General features: G+C 69.4%; 16 protein-coding genes. 9 read left to right on the top strand and 7 right to left on the bottom strand.

Annotated elements, in window-relative coordinates; all coding sequences use genetic code 11:
- A partial coding sequence (locus ACO1BR_RS18565) for a bile acid:sodium symporter (protein WP_426796182.1) occupies positions 1-376 on the bottom strand: 376 nt, incomplete at its 3' end.
- A 310-nt stretch (positions 377-686) separates the two neighbouring features.
- Between ACO1BR_RS18565 and ACO1BR_RS18570 the strand changes: the two genes are divergently transcribed.
- From ACO1BR_RS18570 to ACO1BR_RS18585, 4 genes are all read left to right on the top strand, one after another.
- Positions 687-1,244 carry a TetR/AcrR family transcriptional regulator gene (locus ACO1BR_RS18570; protein WP_426796324.1) on the top strand — a complete coding sequence of 186 codons (558 nt, stop codon included), beginning with the start codon at positions 687-689 and terminating at the stop codon, positions 1,242-1,244.
- Between the two features lie 503 nt (positions 1,245-1,747).
- Complete coding sequence (locus tag ACO1BR_RS18575) at positions 1,748-2,704, top strand: agmatine deiminase family protein (protein WP_426796183.1); 957 nt, start codon at positions 1,748-1,750, stop codon at positions 2,702-2,704.
- Positions 2,705-2,902: 198 nt separating this feature from the next.
- Positions 2,903-4,039 (top strand): agmatine deiminase family protein, encoded by a 1,137-nt coding sequence (locus tag ACO1BR_RS18580; protein ID WP_426796184.1) that lies wholly within the window; start codon positions 2,903-2,905, stop codon positions 4,037-4,039.
- Positions 4,040-4,112: 73 nt separating this feature from the next.
- Entirely contained in the window at positions 4,113-4,637 is a 525-nt protein-coding gene (locus ACO1BR_RS18585; RefSeq protein WP_426796185.1) for a MepB family protein, read from the top strand.
- Positions 4,638-4,823: 186 nt separating this feature from the next.
- Here the strand turns inward: ACO1BR_RS18585 and ACO1BR_RS18590 are convergent, their stop codons facing one another.
- Positions 4,824-6,428, bottom strand: a complete 1,605-nt coding sequence (locus tag ACO1BR_RS18590) for a multicopper oxidase family protein (RefSeq protein ID WP_426796186.1) — start codon at positions 6,426-6,428, stop codon at positions 4,824-4,826.
- Positions 6,429-7,619: 1,191 nt separating this feature from the next.
- Here ACO1BR_RS18590 and ACO1BR_RS18595 point away from each other — a divergent pair.
- The 5 genes from ACO1BR_RS18595 to ACO1BR_RS18615 are packed head-to-tail and all read left to right on the top strand — an operon-like array spanning position 7,620 to position 11,945.
- A complete protein-coding gene (locus tag ACO1BR_RS18595; protein ID WP_426796187.1) occupies positions 7,620-9,119 on the top strand; it encodes a sensor histidine kinase in 1,500 nt (499 codons plus the stop codon).
- Positions 9,120-9,123: 4 nt separating this feature from the next.
- On the top strand, positions 9,124-9,531 hold the full coding sequence (locus ACO1BR_RS18600; RefSeq protein WP_426796188.1) for a roadblock/LC7 domain-containing protein: 408 nt from the start codon (positions 9,124-9,126) through the stop codon (positions 9,529-9,531).
- Positions 9,528-9,902 carry a DUF742 domain-containing protein gene (locus tag ACO1BR_RS18605; protein WP_426796189.1) on the top strand — a complete coding sequence of 125 codons (375 nt, stop codon included), beginning with the start codon at positions 9,528-9,530 and terminating at the stop codon, positions 9,900-9,902. The genes ACO1BR_RS18600 and ACO1BR_RS18605 overlap by 4 nt, the downstream gene beginning before the upstream one ends.
- A complete protein-coding gene (locus ACO1BR_RS18610) occupies positions 9,883-10,506 on the top strand; it encodes a GTP-binding protein (protein WP_426796190.1) in 624 nt (207 codons plus the stop codon). The genes ACO1BR_RS18605 and ACO1BR_RS18610 overlap by 20 nt, the downstream gene beginning before the upstream one ends.
- The gene (locus tag ACO1BR_RS18615; RefSeq protein WP_426796191.1) at positions 10,503-11,945 is read left to right on the top strand and encodes a cytochrome P450; all 1,443 of its coding nucleotides are present in this window, start codon (positions 10,503-10,505) and stop codon (positions 11,943-11,945) included. The genes ACO1BR_RS18610 and ACO1BR_RS18615 overlap by 4 nt, the downstream gene beginning before the upstream one ends.
- A 301-nt stretch (positions 11,946-12,246) precedes the next feature.
- Here ACO1BR_RS18615 and ACO1BR_RS18620 read toward each other — a convergent pair whose 3' ends face one another.
- The 5 genes from ACO1BR_RS18620 to ACO1BR_RS18640 form a co-directional block, all read right to left on the bottom strand.
- Entirely contained in the window at positions 12,247-13,230 is a 984-nt protein-coding gene (locus tag ACO1BR_RS18620) for a terpene synthase family protein (RefSeq protein WP_426796192.1), read from the bottom strand.
- 696 nt (positions 13,231-13,926) lie between these two features.
- Positions 13,927-14,856, bottom strand: coding sequence for a phytoene/squalene synthase family protein (locus ACO1BR_RS18625; RefSeq protein WP_426796193.1), 930 nt, complete (start codon positions 14,854-14,856; stop codon positions 13,927-13,929).
- Positions 14,857-15,077: 221 nt separating this feature from the next.
- The gene (locus ACO1BR_RS18630; RefSeq protein WP_426796194.1) at positions 15,078-16,370 is read right to left on the bottom strand and encodes a sugar ABC transporter permease; all 1,293 of its coding nucleotides are present in this window, start codon (positions 16,368-16,370) and stop codon (positions 15,078-15,080) included.
- A complete protein-coding gene (locus ACO1BR_RS18635) occupies positions 16,367-17,146 on the bottom strand; it encodes an ATP-binding cassette domain-containing protein (RefSeq protein ID WP_426796195.1) in 780 nt (259 codons plus the stop codon). The genes ACO1BR_RS18630 and ACO1BR_RS18635 overlap by 4 nt, the downstream gene beginning before the upstream one ends.
- Before the next feature lie 11 nt (positions 17,147-17,157).
- The gene (locus ACO1BR_RS18640; RefSeq protein ID WP_426796196.1) at positions 17,158-18,258 is read right to left on the bottom strand and encodes a sugar ABC transporter substrate-binding protein; all 1,101 of its coding nucleotides are present in this window, start codon (positions 18,256-18,258) and stop codon (positions 17,158-17,160) included.
- Between the last annotated feature and the right edge of the window lie 6 nt (positions 18,259-18,264).

The raw sequence follows: 18,264 nt of genomic DNA on the forward strand, positions 1-18,264 counted from the left end.
TGAACGCGATGGAGGACTGGACCGTCGACGGCACCAGGCACAGGAACAGCAGACCGGTGTAGAGGTTCGGCGGCAGGACCTGCGGAACCAGGGCACCGGCGGCCAGGCCGAGCACCGGGAAGGCGACGAAGGTGCAGGCCAGGGTGGCCAGATGGAGGCGCCAGTGGCGCAGCCCGTCCATCGCCTCCCGGGTGGAGAGCCGCGCCCCGTAGAGGAAGAAGAGCAGCGCGACGGCGCCGGTGGAAGCCCCGTCCGCGACAGTGGCGGCGCGTCCGGCGGCCGGCAGCAACGCGGCCAGGCCGACCGTACCGACCAGGGCGAGCAGGAAACCGTCCACGGGGAGCCAGGAGGGGAGGCGGAAAACAGGGCGGCGCATGGTCTCTCCTCGCGGTCGGCGGCTCACGGCAGTGGCTTGGACGGGACCCTCATCAGGGTGCCGGACCCGGCAGCGATCGGGAACCCCGATTACCATGGTGACTGCCATCACGGATCGCGATAAAGCGCGCTACGTATCCCCTCGGATCTGCGGGCCGAGTGTCCCGGATGGGCGTCCGTCGTGCCGGCCCGCGTCCGGCCGTCGAGGGAGGGGGCCTGACTGAAATGTCAGGCAAGCCCCCCGCCCGGAGGAGAGGACGTATCAGGGCTGGTTAAGCTGGGTAACCGTGAGCGACCGTAGAACAGCGATCATGGAGGCGGCTGCGCGGGTCATCGCCCGGCGCGGGGTCCGCGGGCTGCGGGTCGAGGAGCTGGCCGCCGAGGCCGGGGTGTCCACCGCGCTCATCTACTACCACTTCAAGGACCGGGCCGGCATCCTGCGCCGGACCCTGGAGTTCATCAACGACCGCGCCGGGAGTTACACCACGGAGCGCGACCCCGACGCCCCCCCTCTCGATCCCCGGCAGGAGCTGGAACAGGCCCTGCTGCTGGAGCTCCAGGACGACGAGGCCGTCCGGGAGAACAGCACCGCATGGGGAGAGCTGCGCGCCAGCGCCATCTTCGAGCCCCACCTGCGCGAGGACCTGGCCAAGGCGACGCTGATCTGGGTCCAGGAAATCGCCGACCTGCTCGGCCGGGTGCGCCCCATGGCGACCGCCGCCGGCCTGGCCGTCGCCGCCGAGCGGCTGACGGCATTGGTGGAAGGGCTCAGCATGCGCTGGCTCAGCGGCATCCTGCCCCTGGAGCATGCCCGCGAGTTGGTGCTGGACGCCGTCGACGCGGAGTTGGAGCGACTCGGGCGCCGGTAGGACCCGAGGTTCGGTCCGGGCGGGACGACGGGAGGGGTATCCCCGAGGGGAGGGGTATCCCCGAGTCGCTCGTCTCGCGGTCGACTCGCGTCCATCGAGTTGACTGAAAATTCAGTCAGTGGCACAGTGTGGGACATGGCGTGCTGCGCCGCTGACCTGCCTCGGGGCCATGCACTGCGCCCCACCCCACCTCGACGCCATGGCGCGGAGCCGGCGGCGCGGGCGGTCCCCGAGCCCGCCGCCCGTGTCGCCGCGCCGCCGGGGTGGACGTCGTTGGACGGGGCGGGAGGTTCATGCCGCTGGTCCGCCCAGGGTCCGACGCCCCGAACACCGCCCGCAGTAACGGATTCGATGTGGAGCCCCCATGAACGACTTCCCCGCGGGCAGACGGCTGCTCGATGCCTTCCTCGGTCCGCGCCCGTCGCAGGGAGTCGCGTCCGGCGGAAGCGGGAGGTCTCAGATGGCGCGTGCCGGCCGACGATGTCCCGCATACCCGCACCTGGATGTCCTGGCCGTCACGGAAGTCCCTCTGGGGCCGTCGACTTCCAGGAGTCCAGCGGGACATCGCCCTCGCCGCCCGCACGGTCGCCGCATACGAGCCCGTCGTCATGTGCGCGCCGGACGAAGCCGCCGCCGGCGATGCCAGGGCTGCCTGCGGCTCCGGCGTCACCGTGATCGGCTCGATCCCCACGGACGACCTCTGGATGCGCGACACCTGCGCCGTATTCCGGCGCGACGGCCGGGGGAATCTCGATGCCGTCAGCCTCAACTTCAACGGGTGGGGTGGTAAGCAGACGCACCGCGACGACGCCGAAGTGGCCTGGCACGTCGCCGAGTTCAACGGAATCCCCATCAGTGAGGCGGATTTCGTCGGAGAAGGCGGATCAATCGAGACCGACGGCGACGGCACGGTGATGGCCACCGAGAGCAGCCTGGTCAACAAGAACCGCAATCGCGGAATGACCCGGGACGAGATCGAGGAGAAAGTGCTGGCGGCTTATGGCGCCGAGAAGATGATCTGGGTTCCCGGCGTCCGCGGTCGGGACATCACCGACAACCACATCGACGTCACCTCCCGCTTCGTCAGGCCCGGAGTGGTCCTGGTGCAGGTTCCCCCGGACGACCGGAACGACGTCTGGGCCCGGGACGCGCGCGAGCAGTTCGCCACTCTGTCCGCCGCGACCGACGCGAGGGGGCGGCGCCTCCAGGTGATCCGCGTGGACGGCCCGGACACCGTGCGATCGCGGAGTGCGGCGTTCGTGGATTCGTACCTCAACTTCCATCTCGTCAACGGCGCAGTCATCACGGCGCAGTTCGGCGACGAGAGGACGGACGCGGCGGCTCGCCGCGTCCTGGCCGAGGCGTTTCCCGGGCGCCGGGTCGTACAACTCGACGTCGACCGGCTCATGAGCGGCGGCGGTGGAATTCACTGCTCCACCATGCACGAACCTGTTCCGTAACCCATCAACACCCGCACCACTTCCCTCGACACACCCCCTCTGCAGATCTCCCTCTGCACCCCCTATTCACACCCTCCCGAACACGTCGCAGCCGTCGTATGCCCCCTGCCCTCTGGCGCTGGAAAACCAGGATGATCCATCCCTCCTGAAAGCAGTCTCGCCAGCCGAATTCCGGAGTTCTCCGTGTCCCATCTCCCCATGTCCCGCCGCAACGTCCTGCGCTCCTTCGCCGGCGTCGGTGCCTTCGCCCTGGGGGCCGTGGCCTGCGGTCCGCGCGGTACCCCGGCCGCACCCCCCTCCTTGCCGTCCTCCCGGAAGCAGGAGGGCCGCCGGCTCGGTGCCGAGTGGGAGAGCCACACCCGTACCTTCATGTCCTGGCCTGCCTTGGAGTCGGTCTGGGGCGAGCAACTGCCGTCCGTGCGGGAGGACATCGCGCGGGTGGCCCGTGCCGTCGCGGAGTACGAGTCTGTGGTGCTGATGGCCCGCCCCGAACACCAGGACGCGGCCCAGCGCGCCTGCGGCTCCCAGGTCGAGGTGATCCCCCTCATGGTGGACGACCTTTGGGCGCGCGACACCGTTCCCCTGTTCGTCGAGGACTCCGGCGGCATCCTGGGCGTCGACCTCAACTTCAGCGGCTGGGGCGGCAAGCAGGAGCACCGCAACGACGCCCAGGTCGGCCGCCTCCTGTTGGGGAAGTACGACATCCCGCGCGCCAAGGCGCCGCTGGTCGCCGAGGGCGGTTCCTTCGAGACCGACGGTGAGGGCACGTTGTTGATCACCGAGAGCTCGGTGGTCAACGAGAACCGCAACCCCGGGAAGAGCCGCGACCAGATCGAGGCCGAGATCAAGAGCGGTCTGGGCGTCGAGAAGGTGATCTGGCTGGCCGGTGTACGCGGCAAGGACATCACCGACGCGCACGTCGACAGCATCGCCCGGTTCACCGCGCCGGGTGTCGTCCTCGTGGACCGCGCCTTTCCCAACAGCCCTCCGGACGTCTGGTCCCGCGCGGCCGACCAGGCCAGGACGGTGCTCAAGGACGCCACGGGCGCCCGCGGCAGGTCCCTGGAGGTCGTCGATCTGCCCCAGCCCGACCTGGACAAGATCACCGGCCGGGGTGACGCCTTCGTCTCCACCTACGCGAACTTCTACGTCGCCAACGGCGCGGTGTTCATGCCCCGCTTCGGCGACGCCACGGCGGACGACCGCGCGAAGGGCATCCTGCAGGACCACTTCCCCCGGCGCGACATCGTGCAGGTGAAGATCGACACCATCGCCTCGGGTGGCGGCGGCATCCACTGCTCGACCCACGACCAGCCCGGCAAGCCGGCCAGATAGCGAGCCGCGAGCCGCGCGGCCCGCGGCACGAGGGGCAGGACGACGCACGCGGTCGCGATGGCAGGATGACGGCATGGTTGCGAATCAGACGTGGGCGGGCCTTCACGGGGACCTGCTGGCGGCCCAGGCGTTGGTGTACGAACCGAGCGGATTCGCCTGCTCGCCGCCGGAGCCCGAACCGGAGAGCGCGGAGTACGCGGCGTGCGGTTTCACGCTCGACGGCTACTCGGTCCGGTTCCGCGTGGCCAAGACCACCCCGACGAAGGTGGGCCAGTTCGTCACCGTGTGGCAGCGGTCCGAGGAGGGGCCGATCCGGCCCTTCGACGCCGACGACGGGGTGGACCTTTTCGTCATCAGCAGCCGCGACGACAACGGCTTCGGACAGTTCGTGTTCCCGCGCGAGGTGTTGTGCGAGCGCGACATCGTCTCCCGCAACGGCTCCGGCGGGAAACGCGGATTCCGCGTCTACCCGCCGTGGGTGACCACGACCAGCCGGCAGGCCCGCAGCACCCAGGCATGGCAGGTGAACCACTTCCTCCACCTCGGCCAGGACGGACCCGCCGACCTGACCCGCGCCCGCGCCCTCTACCACCCGTAGGCGCCCTCGGCGGCCGCGGAGCCCGACCGCTGGGCCAACGCGGCGATCGCATACGGGGCGGGCGCGCCGAACTGCCCGCCTGCATGTGCCCATGGCCCACGTCCCCCTCGGCCAGACACCCCGAAATGCCTGGTCACCGCTGTGACCAGGCATTTCGGGGTATGGGTGACGACAGCGCGGCCGACGTCACCTCCTCGACTTGTAGCCCAGGACCGTCATCATCCCCGACTCCGAGTGGTAGACGTTGTGGCAGTGCAGCATCCACAGGCCGGGGTTGTCGGCGTCGAAGTCGACCGAGACCTTCTTGTCCGGCAGGACGATGGTGGTGTCCTTGCGGGGGCCGCCGTCGGCGAGCGCGAAGGTGTGCCCGTGCAGATGCATCGGGTGCCACATCTCCGTCGTGTTGTGGAAGGTGAGCCGCACCCGCTCGCCTTCCCGTACGGGATAGCGCTGGGAATCCGTGTACGGCTTCCCGTTGATCGCCCAGTTCCAGTCGTCCATGGTCCCGGTGAGGTCCATCTTGATGGTGCGGTCGGGTGCGGTGTCCGAGAGCCGTACCGAGTCGTCGGCCTTGAACTTGTCCGCGCTCAGCCCGCCGCTCCTCAGCTCCGTCGGGCGGAGCTTCTCGTCCGGCGCGTCGCCGTCGCCGGTCCGCAGGAGAGCCTGTGCGGTCTTGTTGTTCTTGCCCGCGGAGAGCGCGGTGAGCGGGAAGACGCCGTCCTTCGCGGTGACCAGGACGTCGAAGCGCTCGCCCATGGCGATCAGCAGGCTGTCGGTCTTCTTGTGCTGCACCGGGTAGCCGTCGATGTGCGTCACGGTCATGTTGTGACCGCCGAGCGCGACCCGGTAGGCGGTGTCGGCGGCCGCGTTGATGAGGCGGATCCGGATGCGGTCGCCGGGCTTGGCGCGGAAGGTCTCCCGGTCCCTGGCCACCCGGCCGTTCATCAGGTGGAACGGGTGCTCCACGCTGTCCGAGGGGTCGTCGTCGGCCGTCGGGTGCATGGCGTGTCTGCGCGCCCGGGACACCGCGGCCGCCGCCGACCGGCGGCCACGCATCTGCATCTCCATGGTGCCCATGGCCCCGCCGGGCTTGTTCTTGTTCAGCTCGGCCAGCACCGCGTCCGGAGTCATTCCGTCGACCCCGTCGAGCCAGTCGTCGATCATGACGACCCACTCGTGGTCGTACGAGAGGGGCTCGCGGGGGTCCTCGATGATCAGCGGTGCGTACAGCCCGCGGTCCAGCTGCACGCCCACGTGCGGATGGATCCAGTGCGTACCGGGCGTGTTGGCCGTGAAGAGGTAGTCGTAGGTGGCGCCGGCCTTCACGGCGCGCTGGGTGATGTCGGGAGAGCCGTCCATGTCGTTGCGGATCTGCACCCCGTGCCAGTGGCAGGTGGTGGAGTGCGGAAGGCGATTGTGGAGGGTCACGGCGAGCTTGTCGCCGACGTGGGCCCGGATTTCCTTGCCGGGCAGCAGGCCGCCGTACGCCCAGGTGTCGACGATCTGGCCGCCCATGTCGAACTTGCTCTCGGCGGCGGTCAGCTTGAAGCGGCGCACGGGGCCCGACCCCCGGTGGCTCTCCCTTTCCATGACCTCCGGACCGTCCGGGGCGACGTAACCGGACGGGGCCTTGTGGCCGTTCGAGCCGGGGTCGGGCGGGGGAGGCGTGCCGTAGGGGTGGGGCCTGCCGTTCTTGGCGTCCAGGGCGGTGGCCCCGGTGGCGGTCAGCAGCCCACTGCCGGCGGCGGCGATACCTGCGCCGAGCAGGGCGCGTCTGGAGTGCGTACGCATAGGAAAGACACCTCGTGGCGATCGTGTCGGTGTGATGTGGGGTCGGTGAGGGGCACTGCCGGGGGCGTCGGCGACGAGGCGCGCTCCGCCACGCGCGGCACCAACAGTCGGGCGAGGAGATTCCGGCGCGGCAGCGGACGTATCGACCGACGGCCGCACAGCCGGTAGGCGGGGCGGACGGCCTCCGGACCGTACGTCCGGGGGACGGAGCGCAGGCCGGTACCGGGGAGGCAGCGTCGAGCCGGCGTACGGAAGGAGGGCACGGCCGTACGGACCGAGGCGGGGTCCATGGCGCCGCTCTCGGTGTCCGCGGCCGACCGGCGGGCCTGCTGGTGCACCGTCATGTCGTCATGATCAGCCGTCTCTTGGCGCACCGTCATGCCGAGATGCGCCATCTGGGCCGCCGTCCCGGGCAGGTCTGGGCTCGGCGGTCGGGCGGGTGCAGCCCGCCGGCTTCTCGTATCCGCCGCCCGGCTCCCGGCGGGCCGCCGCTCCCGGCCTTCGCATCGCCGCCGACACGCCGGGGCGGCTCCCGTTCGATGACCTGTTCGACAGGGGTCCGCTTGTTGCCCGCTACGGAGACGGGCTCGGCGATCCGGGCGCGGTGGGGGAGTGCGGTGGGTTCGGTCGCGCCGTCCGGGGGTGACTGGGTCTCGGAAAGTGCGCCGGGGTGCCGGTCTCGACCGTGCGCCCGCGGTGGTGGTCCATCTCGCCGCACCAAGACCGGGTCGGGGTCGCTGCAGGTGGGCCGACGGCTGTGCGCTTCCCGCCGGGGTGTCGTGCGCCGGTGCACGACACCCACCGGCACATCAGTTTGATTCAACTGCCCATGAAGGCAAGGAAGTTGAACGCTTGTGCAACTTCTGTTTTTCGTACACGAGTACATACCGATGGTATATGCAGTAGGGCTACCCGACGGTCTTGAAAGGGCTATGCTCCCTGTTGCGCAGCGAGTTGTGGCGACTACAGCTAGTCGTCGCCTGCTGCTGCGGTGCCGCCGACTGCACGAAGGTTTGGGTGTCCTGGGACCCGGCTTCCATGTGGGCGGAACACCACCGCGACCGCGCCGCGGCCAGTGCCGCGCGTGTGATCCGGTGGCTGTCGAGCCTGTTCACGCGGCCCCGCGCGATGGTGTGTACCCACACACACCGGACAGTCGCTCCGTCCCTTTATCACGCCCTTAGGATGCCGATGGCTCGTGCTGGCTCGTCACCCGGAGGCTGGCGGTCCACGTCAACCTCCTTGTGGATAATCCCTCCCGCCCTGGTTGCCGCCTGTACCGCCGCCGCCCTGTCCATGGCGCCGTCGAGCGCCATCGCACCGGTTGCCCTGTGCGGCGCGGCATCCGCCGCGACCGCGGCCGTCGTGGCCGGGGAGGCGGTGCGCAGGGGGCGCACGATCGCCGAACTGCACAGGCAGCATGCCGAAGAAGAAGCGCAGCTACGTCAATACCTGGTCGACCAGGAGATCGAGACCGTACGGCTCGCCAAGGAGCTGCTGCCGGTCCTGGTCGCACGGCTCCAACGGGGCGAGTTCGGCGAGGAGGTGCTGCGCGACATCGACTACGACTCCCGGGTCAGCCCCGAGTTCGCCGCCGCCCACGAAGCCGTGCTGCGCTCCGTGGTCGAAGCGGTCGAGGCGGAGGAAGGACTGCGCGACTCGGCCCAGCGGGCCTTCGTCAACATCGCGCGTCGCGTCCAGGCCATCGTGCACCAACAGGCCCAGGACCTGCGGGAGATGGAGGACAAACACGGCAACATGCCGGATGTCTTCGGCGACCTGCTCCACCTCGACCACGCCACCGCGCTCGTCGGACGCCTCGCCGACAGCATCGCCGTACTCGGCGGGGCCCGCCCGGGGCGCCAATGGCAGCAGACCGTACCGCTGTTCAACGTACTGCGCGGTGCGATGTCGCGGATCATCGACTACCAGCGGGTCGACCTCCACTCGGTGGCCGAGATCGCCATCGTCGGGCCCGCGGTCGAACCGCTGATCCACGCCCTGGCCGAGCTGCTCGACAACGCCACTCGTTACTCGCCGCCGCAGACTCGGGTCCATCTCACGGCGATCGAGGTGCAGTCCGGCGTCGCGGTCGAGATCGAGGACGCCGGGGTCGGCCTCACCGACGAAGCACGCCAACGTGCCGAACGGGTGCTGGCCCAGGCATCGGCCGGACTGGACCTCGACGACCTGGGGGAAACCCCGCGCCTCGGCCTGGCGGTTGTCGGCCGCCTCGCCCAGGCCAACAACTTCTCAGTCTCGCTGCGCCCTTCCGCATACGGCGGGGTGCGGGCCGTCCTGACGGTTCCTCAGGAAGCGACCACCGCGACTCCCACGCCCGGCGGGCAGATCGCCCGCGCGGCCACCCTGCCACCACCCAGGCCGCGGATCAGGCCGTTGGCCACGCCCAGGCCCCAGGAGGTAGAGGCGGCGGAGGCGGCGGCACCCGCGACCGATGTCAACGGACTGCCGCAGCGCCGGCGGAGGCGTATCGCGGGTGCACCGGTGCATCCCCGGCCCAGGTCGGCTCCCGCGGGCCCCGGGCCTATGTCCGGGGCCCCGAAGTCGGCCGACACCCCAGCCCAGCCGGGGATGTGGCTGGCCGCCTTCCAGCAGGCGGTTTCCGGAGAGGCGCCTTCGGCCGGCCACGACCGACCGAACAGTGACGAGTCGCCAGGAAAGGATGAATGAGCACGTGACGCAGCAGCGGCTCAATATGGACTGGATGCTCAAAGACCTGGCGTCCAGCGTTCCGTTCACCCGCCACGTCGTGGTGTTGTCCTCTGACGGCCTGTGCATGGCCAAGTACGGCACCGACACGGACGCCGCCGACCGCCTGGCCGCGGCCTGCGCCGGACTGCAGAGCCTGTCGGGGGCGGTGGCCGCCGAGTTCCCGGACGGTGACGGGACCATGAGACTCGTCGTGATCGAGGTCAGCGGGGGCTTCTTCTACCTGATGGCGGCCGGCGCCAGAGCTTATCTCGCGGTGCTGGCCGACGAAGGGGTGGACCCCGGCCTCATGGGGCAGCGCATGCGGGACCTGGTGGCGAGGATCGGTCAGCACCTCACCAGTCCGCCGCGTGCCGACGGGCAGGTCACATGAGCGACGGTCCCCAAGACGAAGGACGAAAAGACTGGGAGGAAGGCGGTCCCGAGCGGCTCTACGTCGTCACGGCGGGCCGGAGCCGCCCCGCCGAACAGGCCACCCTGGACCTGGTCACGCTGATCGTGTCCCGCAACGCGCCCGCCGCGGGCATGCCACCCGAGCACGCCGCGATCATACGCATGTGCAACTACCCGCTCTCCGTTGCCGAGATCTCCGCCTACCTGCACCTGCCGGCCAGCACGGTGACGGTGCTCCTCGCGGATCTCCTCGACGGCGGACACGTCGAGGCCCGGGCCCCGATCCCGGCCGCAGCCCTGCCCGATGTCGAACTTCTGGAGGCGGTGATGCATGGACTGCAACGTCTCTGAGGCCCTCGTAGGGCCTCGGATCGAGGACCAGTTGCCGGCCTCGGCCGCTGCCGCGGTCAAGGTGGTGATCGTCGGAGGCTTCGGGGTCGGCAAGACCACGATGGTCGGCTCGGTGAGCGAGATCCGGCCGCTGACCACCGAGGAGATGATGACCAAGGCCGGAGCCGATGTGGACGACATCGCCGGGGTGGAACGCAAGACCGCGACCACCGTGGCGATGGACTTCGGCCGGATCAGCCTCAACGAACAACTGGTGCTGTACCTGTTCGGCACGCCCGGCCAGGAGCGCTTCTGGTTCCTGTGGGACGGCCTCTTCGAAGGCGCACTCGGCGCCGTCGTCCTCGTCGACACCCGCCGACTGGAAGTCAGCTTCGACGTCATCGGCCGCCTGGAGGACCGCGGTGTCCCCTTCGTCGTTGCGATGAACGCGTTCCCCGACGCTCCGGCCTACCCCATCTCGGACCTCCGCGCGGCGCTGGACCTTCCCGAGAACGTTCCCATCTTCGACTGCGACGCCCGCCACCGCACCTCGTGCCGTGACGCCCTGCTGACGCTCATGCGCTACCTGCACTCCCTCTCAACCGCAACCCCGGAGCCCCAGTGACGCCCCCTTCCCCCGATTCCTCCCACCGCGACTCGACACTCGCCCCGCCCCCTGGCTGCCCCGCCCACGCCTACCCGGCTCCCGGCGACACGGTGCGGTTGTACGGCCCCGAGTACGAAGCCGACCCGATGCGCGTCTTCGAGCAGTTGCGCGCCACGCACGGCGCGGTGGCCCCGGTCCTGCTCACCGGAGACCTGCCGGGCTGGCTGGTCCTCGGCTACCGCGAGATCCTGGAGGTGCTGCGGACGCCGAGCCGGTTCTCCCACGACTCCCGGATCTGGAACCAGTTGAGGGAGAACAGGGTTCCGCAGGACTCCCCCATGCTGCCGGTGATCGCCTGGCGGCCCGACTGTCGGTTCGCTGACGGCGAGGAGCATCAGCGCCTGCGCGACGCGATCAACCAAAGCATGGGGCGTTTCGACCGGCGCGGGATCCGCCGCTATGTCACCCGCTTCACCCACCAGCTGATCGACACCTTCGCCGCCGACGGCCGCGCAGAGCTGGTGACGCAGTTCGCGCAGCAACTCCCCATGATCGTCCTCACACAGATGCTGGGGATGCCGGAGGAGTACGGGCCGCGCATCGTGGAGGCGGCCACCGAGCTGGTAAAGGGCTCCGAGAAGGCGGTCGCCAGCAACCAGTACATCATGCAGGTGCTGGCGGAACTCGTGGCGCGCAAGCACACCGCGCCTGGCCCCGACCTCGCGTCGTGGCTCATCGACCACCCCGCCAAGCTGAACGACGAGGAGATCGTCAATCACCTGTGGCTCGTCCTCATCGCCGCCAACGAGAACACCACCAGCCTGATGGCGAGCACGCTGCGGATGGTGCTCACCGATCAGCGTTTCCGCGCCTCGCTGACGGGTGGTCATATGACGCTGCCCGATGCCGTGGAACAGGTGCTGTGGGACGAGCCGCCGACCACCGTGGTCCCCGCCCGCTGGGCCACGGACGACACCGAGCTCGCCGAGCATTCCATCCGGGCCGGAGACATGCTGGTGCTCGGCGTGGCTGCCGGGAACCTCGACTCGGCGGTCCGTCCCGATCTCAACACGCCGATGCACGGCAACCGTTCCCACCTTGCCTTCGGAGGTGGGCCGCATGAGTGCCCTGGCCGCGACGTGGCACGTGCCATCGCCGACACGGCCATCGACACCCTGTTGATGCGGCTGCCTGACGTCCAACTGTTGGTCCTTGAGGACGACTTGAGTTGGCGATCCACCAGTTGGACCCGCCATCTGGTGGCGCTGCCCGTGCAGTTCGCTCCGCGCCGGGTCGACACCGCCCCGGTCCGTAGCTCTCGGAGTACCGCGGAACGGCCCACTCTGGATTCGGACTCCGTAGCGGCCGCCGGAACCGCGCAGTCGCCGTCCGTCCACACGCGGCAGCCCCGGCGGTCCTGGTGGCAGGCGGTGAAGCGGCGGTTGCTGCGCTCGTAGTGTGACGGTCGTGCGGCCGTACCCGGTGAGAGGCGCCGGTTCAGGGAGCGGTGCGGTGCCCTGAACCGGCGAGCCGGCAACGGCAATCGCCTGTCAGAACGCGGAAACCCCGTCTCCTACGGGCGGGACCTCGCGACGTACTGGACGCCGGTCTGGTCGTAGCGGGCGGTTGACCGGCCCCAGCCGTAACGGAGCAGAATCAGGATGATGTCGTTGGGCTCGCCGTTGGCCTCGTCTGCTCGGAAGCAGGAGCCGAGATCGCTGGTTTCAGAGAGTCCGCGATCGCGTCCTCGGCATGCTTTCAGGAAACCTGCTGGAGTTGCACGTAGCCGGTCAGGTAGCGGGGGGTACCGATGTGGTAGTCGAAGTTGCCCCGCAGGATCTGCCTGTAGCCGTCGACGATTCGCATCGCGTCGTCCACGATGCACGAATCGTCAACGACTGCGCGGACTTGTCCTGGGATGGCATGGCAGGCTGCTTCGAACTGGTCCAGGAGTCCGCTGAGGATGCCGTTTACGACGTCGACAGCGTCCTGGGTGCCGCGGCCGCGCTGCCGACGGACCACGAGCACGGCGTTGTGCGGGTAGCCGACTGCTTCTTCCTTCTCCAGGGAGTAGACGTCGTTGTACAGGCCGATCCATTCGCTGGCCCGGTTCCTGGCTTCGGTCATGGCGGGCAGATTCCGGACGTGGGCCGGCAGGTCGATGCCCTGCACGTACTCGTGCATGTGCAGGAAGCCAATTTCGCCAACGCTGTATCGCCGGTGCGGCACGTACTCCTGGAAAGGCATGGCCTCTCCGAGGCGCGCCAAGCGGACCTCCACGGGGTAAGTCCTCAGCCACTGGGCGAAGGACTCGTTCAGCGCGTCGTGCCAGGCCGACGAGCGGCCCGCTGACAAGTCCCCCATCACCTCCGCTACAGCGCGTTCGACACCGCTGGAGGGAGCGCGGGTTCTGTAGGCGATGGCGATCAGGTTCTCGCAGAACTCCGAGACGGCATCGTCGTCGTGGACTCCATGCTCGTCATCAATGTCGTCGACGAGGAACGCCAGTGCCATGAACCGGTTGATCACTATGAGGCGGTCCTCATCGGCGTAGGGGAAGTAGAGGGCTGTCGTGTACTGCGGCCGCGTACGGACCAGGCGCTCTCGTTTAGCCTCGTTGCCGATCAGCCGGTGGCCTTCCAGCCATCTCCACATGTCCTTCTCCACAGCGTCCATGGCGGCAGCAGTTCCGTACTGGGGAAGGTGCATGTCAACGAGAGGAAGCTTGTAGGAATGAGACACGAGTCCTCCTTGTGGCAGGCCGACAAGGCCCCCACGGCGATCAAGGCGCCTCGCGGTGGTGGCCTACGCACAGCGATTCTCGGAAGAAACCGGGACCTCGAACAGAGTTCCTTGGCGTGAGTGGGTACGCGGATCAGTCTTGTACGGCAGCACGTACAGCTTGTTCCGAGACGTGGCGGCTGTGACGGCCCTCTCGTGAGCGGTGCTCCAGAGCCTGCGCCTCGCTCCGCTCGGGACCATCATGTCGATGACCGAGCAGGCGTTGGCTGAGGTACCTGCACAAGCCGGTGGGCCAACACCGCCATCGCGTGGCAGATCGCGTACGTGCTCAGGTCCGGGCTGATGCGCCGAGCGAAGAGGATACGGAGTTCGATCTCCTGCATGGCGTCCTCCGAGGGTGTCCTGCGTGGTGAGGCCCTCCATGCCAAACACGCGAATACCGGGGTGGATCGCCAAGTCCTCTACGCGCCCGGCGCGTTCATTGGTGCCGACATGACAGAGCTTCTTGCTGGTGTGGCAGAGCATCTGGCGCATACGCCCCCTGCTCTGGGCATGCGGGGGCGCGTATCGGCTGCGGGTTCCAGCCCTTTACCTCGTGGGAACAAAAAACCGTTGATGACTGTACCGGCGGGCGGGGGGCCTGAACAGGGCGTGGTATATGGCCCGCATCCTCGCCCCGGCGCCCGGAGACGCCCGTTAGAGACGCCCGGTAGGGGAGTGGCGGAATCGGCGCGCGTGGCGGTACTCGCGCAGGAGGATCCGCAGCACGGTGGTGACGGGAGGGCGGGCCGAGGCGGTCAGGAGGGTGGGGCCCTTGGCCAAGGCTGCGTCTGCGGTGGCCACTTCGAGGGCGGTCAGGGCCCGGACGAACGGCCGGTGGGCGGGTGGCAGGAGTGTGGCCACGTGTTGGCTGTCGGCCAGGTCGGTGCGAGCCTGCTGGAGGAGGTCGCGCAGCAGGGCGCGGACTTCGGGGGTGTCCTGGACGCGTTCGAGATCGCTGCGGGTCACGCCATAGCGCTGCAAGGTGTCCTGAGGGATCGTCAGGCGTTCGTCGGCCAGATCCTCGGCGAGGTCGTTGACGAAGTCGAGGCGCTGGCTGCCGTCGATGTAGGTGCGGCAGGCGGCGCGGTAGCCGTCCGGTTCTTCGCCGGAGGCGAGCAGACTGGCGACCATGAGGAAGGCGGGCAGGGAGTACTCGTCGAGATAGCGCTGGTAGTCCGACTCCGTGGCGAAGCCGGTGAATTCGAGGTCGGTGGTGGCTGTGGCGAGGAAGTCCTCGACGTGGCCGGTGAGTTGGGGGTGGTGGGCGGCGGTGTGCAGGAGGGGGCGGACGATGGGGTGGTCGCTGGTGCCGGTGGCGAGGGCCTTGCGTACCGACTCCTCCCATGCCGTGTAGGCGTCGCGGCGCTCGGCCGCGGAGCCGTGGTCGAGGAGGTTGTCGGTGTGGTGCATGAAAGCCACGGCGGCTACCACGTGGGGGACCAAGGGGCGCGGGAGGAGCAGCCGGACCGCGACATACGAGGCGCGTCGGTAACGGGCCACCAGAGAGCGCTGGCGGGTGAAGTCGTCGCGCAGCTGGGGGTCATGGACGCCTGCCGCGTCCAGCATGGTGGTCCACGTACTCATCGGGTCGTTCCTCCTGGGGTGTGGGTGGTGCCGCCGGGGAGTGGACCGGGAGCGTACAGGCGCCGATGATCCCATCCGGCGGGCGGACCGGTCGCAGCGGGGCGGACGGCGACGGGCCGGAGCAGGACTCGACGGTCACCATGGGACGTGCGGCCGGGCGTGGGGGCGTGGGGGCGTGGCCCACGGTGACCCCGTGGCGGGAAGAGGGCGCAACCGGCGCCTCACACCCGCCCATGCGCCCGTTGTGCCCGGCGGGAGAGGGAGTCGATGACCACCGCGACCAGCAGTACACCGCCGGTGATCATGAACTGCACGGCGGGTTGCACGCCCAGCAGTGCCACGCCGGAGGCGATCGACTGGATGACCAGCACGCCCAGCAGCGCCGACCAGGTCCGGCCGCGGCCGCCGAAGAGGCTGGTGCCGCCGATGACCGCGGCGGCGATGGCGTCCATCAGCAGATTGCCGGCGCCGGACGTCTGGGTGGCCGAGGTGACGCGGGAGGCCAGGAACAGACCGCCGATCGCGGCCATCGTGCCCGAGACCATGAAGACGGAGATCCGCACCCGGTCCACGTTGAGTCCGGTACGGCGGGCGGCCTCGACGCTGCCGCCGAGCGCGAAGATCATCCGTCCGTAGCGGGTGCGGAGCAGGACGTGGTCCAGCCCGACGAGGAAGACGAGGAAGATCAGCAGGGCCAGGGGCAGGCCCAGGAACTGGTTGAGGACATAGGCCGCGGCCAGGGAGATCACCGCGATGACGCCGGTGCGCAGGATGATCTCGCGCAGCGAGCGGGTGGGAACCCCGGCGTCCCGCCGGCGCCGTACGTCGCGGTAGGACGCCAGGAAGTAGCCGGCGGTGCCGAGGGCCGCCAGGCCGTACGCGACGGCGACATGGGTGAAGTAGTAGCCGGTCAGCATGGCGACCAGACCCTTGTCGTCGAGGTTGATGGTGCCGCTCGCGCCCAGCAGGTAGAGCATCAGCCCGTTCCAGCCGAGCAGGCCGGCGAGGGTGACCACGAAGGCGGGCACGCCGACCTTGACGAAGAAGAACCCGTGGATCGCTCCGATCGCGGTGCCGGCGAGCACCGTGAGCAGCAGCGCCGGACCTTCCGGCACCCCCTCGTTCACGTTGAGCACCGCGAACGCCGCCGCGGCCAGGCCGCTGACCGAGCCGACCGACAGATCGATCTCGCCGAGCAGCAGCACGAAGACGACGCCCGTCGAGATCATGCCGATGCCGACGATGTCCACGCTCAGGGCGGACAGGTTGCGCGGTGAGAGGAAGTTCCCGTTGAGGCTCTGGAAGATGACCCACACCACCACCAGGCCCAGGACGACGGGGACCGCGCCGAGTTCGCCGCTGTGGAACCTGCGGGAGAGCGCCTGGAGCGGGTTCTGCACGCCCGGCCCGGACGGCTGCTGGTGGTCCGGCCCGGACGGGGGCCGGTGGTTCGGGCCGGCCGCCCGGTTGCGGCGCAGCGGAAGCGGCAGTGTCAGTATCCGAGGACGGCTCATCGCTCCACCTCCCAGCCGGGTGCCTTGCGCCGGGTCACCGCGTTGTCGGTGGCCCCGGTGATGGAGGAGATGATCTGTTCCTGGGACGTGGTCATGACGTTGAAGAACCCGTTGTTGCGGCCCAGCCGCAGTACCGCGATCCAGTCCGCGACCGCCTTCACGTCCCCCAGGTTGTGGCTGATCAGCAGTACCCCGAGGCCGCGTTCGCGCAGCTGGTCCACGAGGTCGAGGACCTGGGCGGTCTGCTCGATGCCCAGGGACGCGGTGGGCTCGTCCAGCAGCACCATCCGGGGCTCGCCCAGCAGCGAGCGGGCGATCGCGACGGTCTGCCGCTGGCCCCCGGAGAGCGAGGCTACCGGCAGCCGCACACTGGGCATCCGGATGGCGAGGGTGCCGAGCAGTTCCAGGGTGCGGCGCTCCATCTCCACCTCGTCCAGCACGCCGGCCCGGCAGATCTCCCGGCCGAGGAAGAGGTTGCCGACCACATCGAGGTTGTCGCACAGCGCGAGGTCCTGGTAGACGGTGGCGATGCCCAGTTCCCGGGCGTCGTGCGGCCGGGTGATCTGGACCGGCCGGCCGTGCCACTCGATGACGCCCGCATCGGCCGCGTCGACCCCGGCGATCACCTTGATCAGCGTGGACTTGCCCGCGCCGTTGTCGCCCACGAGCGCGACGACCTCCCCGGCGCGGACCTCCAACTCGACGTCCGCGAGGGCCTGCACGGCGCCGAATCGCTTGAAGATCCCGCGCAGCGCCAGCAGTTGCGGTGCGGCCATGGGTACCTGCCTTACGTGGTGAGACCCGCCTTCGCACAGGCGGCCGCGTACTTGGGGGTGCAGATCTGGGCGACGGTGTACATTCCGTCCTTGACCACGGTGTCCTTGATGTCGTGGACGGTCACCGCCACCGGGGTGAGCAGCACGGCCGGGATGCCGCGGGTGGTGGGGCTGTTGACGCGGTGGGTGGCGATGCCGCCGAGGCTCCGGCCGCGGGCCAGTGCGACGGCCATGGTGGCGGCGGTGTCGGCCTCGGGCGCGAAGGGTTTTTGGACGGTCATGTACTGCTCGCCGCTGACGAGCCGCTGGATGGCGGGGAGTTCGGCGTCCTGGCCGGTGATCGGGGGCAGCGGACTGATCTTCGCGGCCTTGAGGGCGGCGATGATGCCCGCGGCGAGGCCGTCGTTGGCGGAGTAGACGCCGTCGATCTGCTGGGGGCCGAGGGCCGAGATGGCGGCGGCCATGTTGCTGTTGGCCGACTCCGGCCGCCAGCCGGCGGTGTTGTACGACTTCGCGATCCGGACCCTGCCCTGGAGCACGGACAGCGCGCCCCGTTTGAACCAGGCGGAGTTGGGGTCGGTGGCCGCGCCGTTCATCATGACGATCCGGTCGCCGTGCGCCCGGGCGCCGAGCGCCGTCAGCAGCGCCTCGCCCTGGAGCCGGCCGACCTGCGCGCCGTCGAAGGAGACGTAACCCGATATCGGGCCCTCCACGAGGCGGTCGTAGGCGACGATCCGGATGCCGGCGCGGTGTGCGCTCTCGACCGGTTCACGCAGCGACTTGGTGTCGACGGCGTCGAGGATCAGCACGTTCACCTCCTTGGTGATCATCGCGTCCATCTGCTCCTGCTGGGTGGCCACCTCGTGCTGCGCGCTGACGGTCTCCACCCGGCACTCCCGGCACAGCTGGTGGATCCTCTTCTCGATCATGGGCTTGTCGAAGTGGTAGAAGCGCGAGGTGTTGTCGGGGAGCAGCACGCCGATCCGCAACGGCCCGCCGGACGTCCCGACCGGCGCATGCGCCCCGGGGGCCTCGCCGCAGGCCACCGGGACCGCCACCAGGCACAGTCCGGCCAGGGCGGCGACGGTGGCGCGCCGGCGTGTTCGCTGCATGGGAAC

This window comes from Streptomyces sp. YGL11-2 (assembly GCF_050054615.1).
Classification (GTDB): Bacteria; Actinomycetota; Actinomycetes; order Streptomycetales; family Streptomycetaceae; genus Streptomyces.

What these genes read in the sequence shown, in the direction of transcription:
- ACO1BR_RS18570 (WP_426796324.1), top strand. Translation starts at nt 687, where the DNA reads ATGGAGGCGGCTGCGCGGGTCATCGCCCGGCGCGGGGTCCGCGGGCTG.
- ACO1BR_RS18575 (WP_426796183.1), top strand. Translation starts at nt 1,748, where the DNA reads ATGTCCTGGCCGTCACGGAAGTCCCTCTGGGGCCGTCGACTTCCAGGA.
- ACO1BR_RS18580 (WP_426796184.1), top strand. Translation starts at nt 2,903, where the DNA reads ATGTCCCGCCGCAACGTCCTGCGCTCCTTCGCCGGCGTCGGTGCCTTC.
- ACO1BR_RS18585 (WP_426796185.1), top strand. Translation starts at nt 4,113, where the DNA reads ATGGTTGCGAATCAGACGTGGGCGGGCCTTCACGGGGACCTGCTGGCG.
- ACO1BR_RS18590 (WP_426796186.1), bottom strand. Translation starts at nt 6,428, where the DNA reads ATGCGTACGCACTCCAGACGCGCCCTGCTCGGCGCAGGTATCGCCGCC.
- ACO1BR_RS18595 (WP_426796187.1), top strand. Translation starts at nt 7,620, where the DNA reads ATGGCTCGTGCTGGCTCGTCACCCGGAGGCTGGCGGTCCACGTCAACC.
- ACO1BR_RS18605 (WP_426796189.1), top strand. Translation starts at nt 9,528, where the DNA reads ATGAGCGACGGTCCCCAAGACGAAGGACGAAAAGACTGGGAGGAAGGC.
- ACO1BR_RS18610 (WP_426796190.1), top strand. Translation starts at nt 9,883, where the DNA reads ATGGACTGCAACGTCTCTGAGGCCCTCGTAGGGCCTCGGATCGAGGAC.
- ACO1BR_RS18625 (WP_426796193.1), bottom strand. Translation starts at nt 14,856, where the DNA reads ATGAGTACGTGGACCACCATGCTGGACGCGGCAGGCGTCCATGACCCC.
- ACO1BR_RS18630 (WP_426796194.1), bottom strand. Translation starts at nt 16,370, where the DNA reads ATGAGCCGTCCTCGGATACTGACACTGCCGCTTCCGCTGCGCCGCAAC.
- ACO1BR_RS18635 (WP_426796195.1), bottom strand. Translation starts at nt 17,146, where the DNA reads ATGGCCGCACCGCAACTGCTGGCGCTGCGCGGGATCTTCAAGCGATTC.
- ACO1BR_RS18640 (WP_426796196.1), bottom strand. Translation starts at nt 18,258, where the DNA reads ATGCAGCGAACACGCCGGCGCGCCACCGTCGCCGCCCTGGCCGGACTG.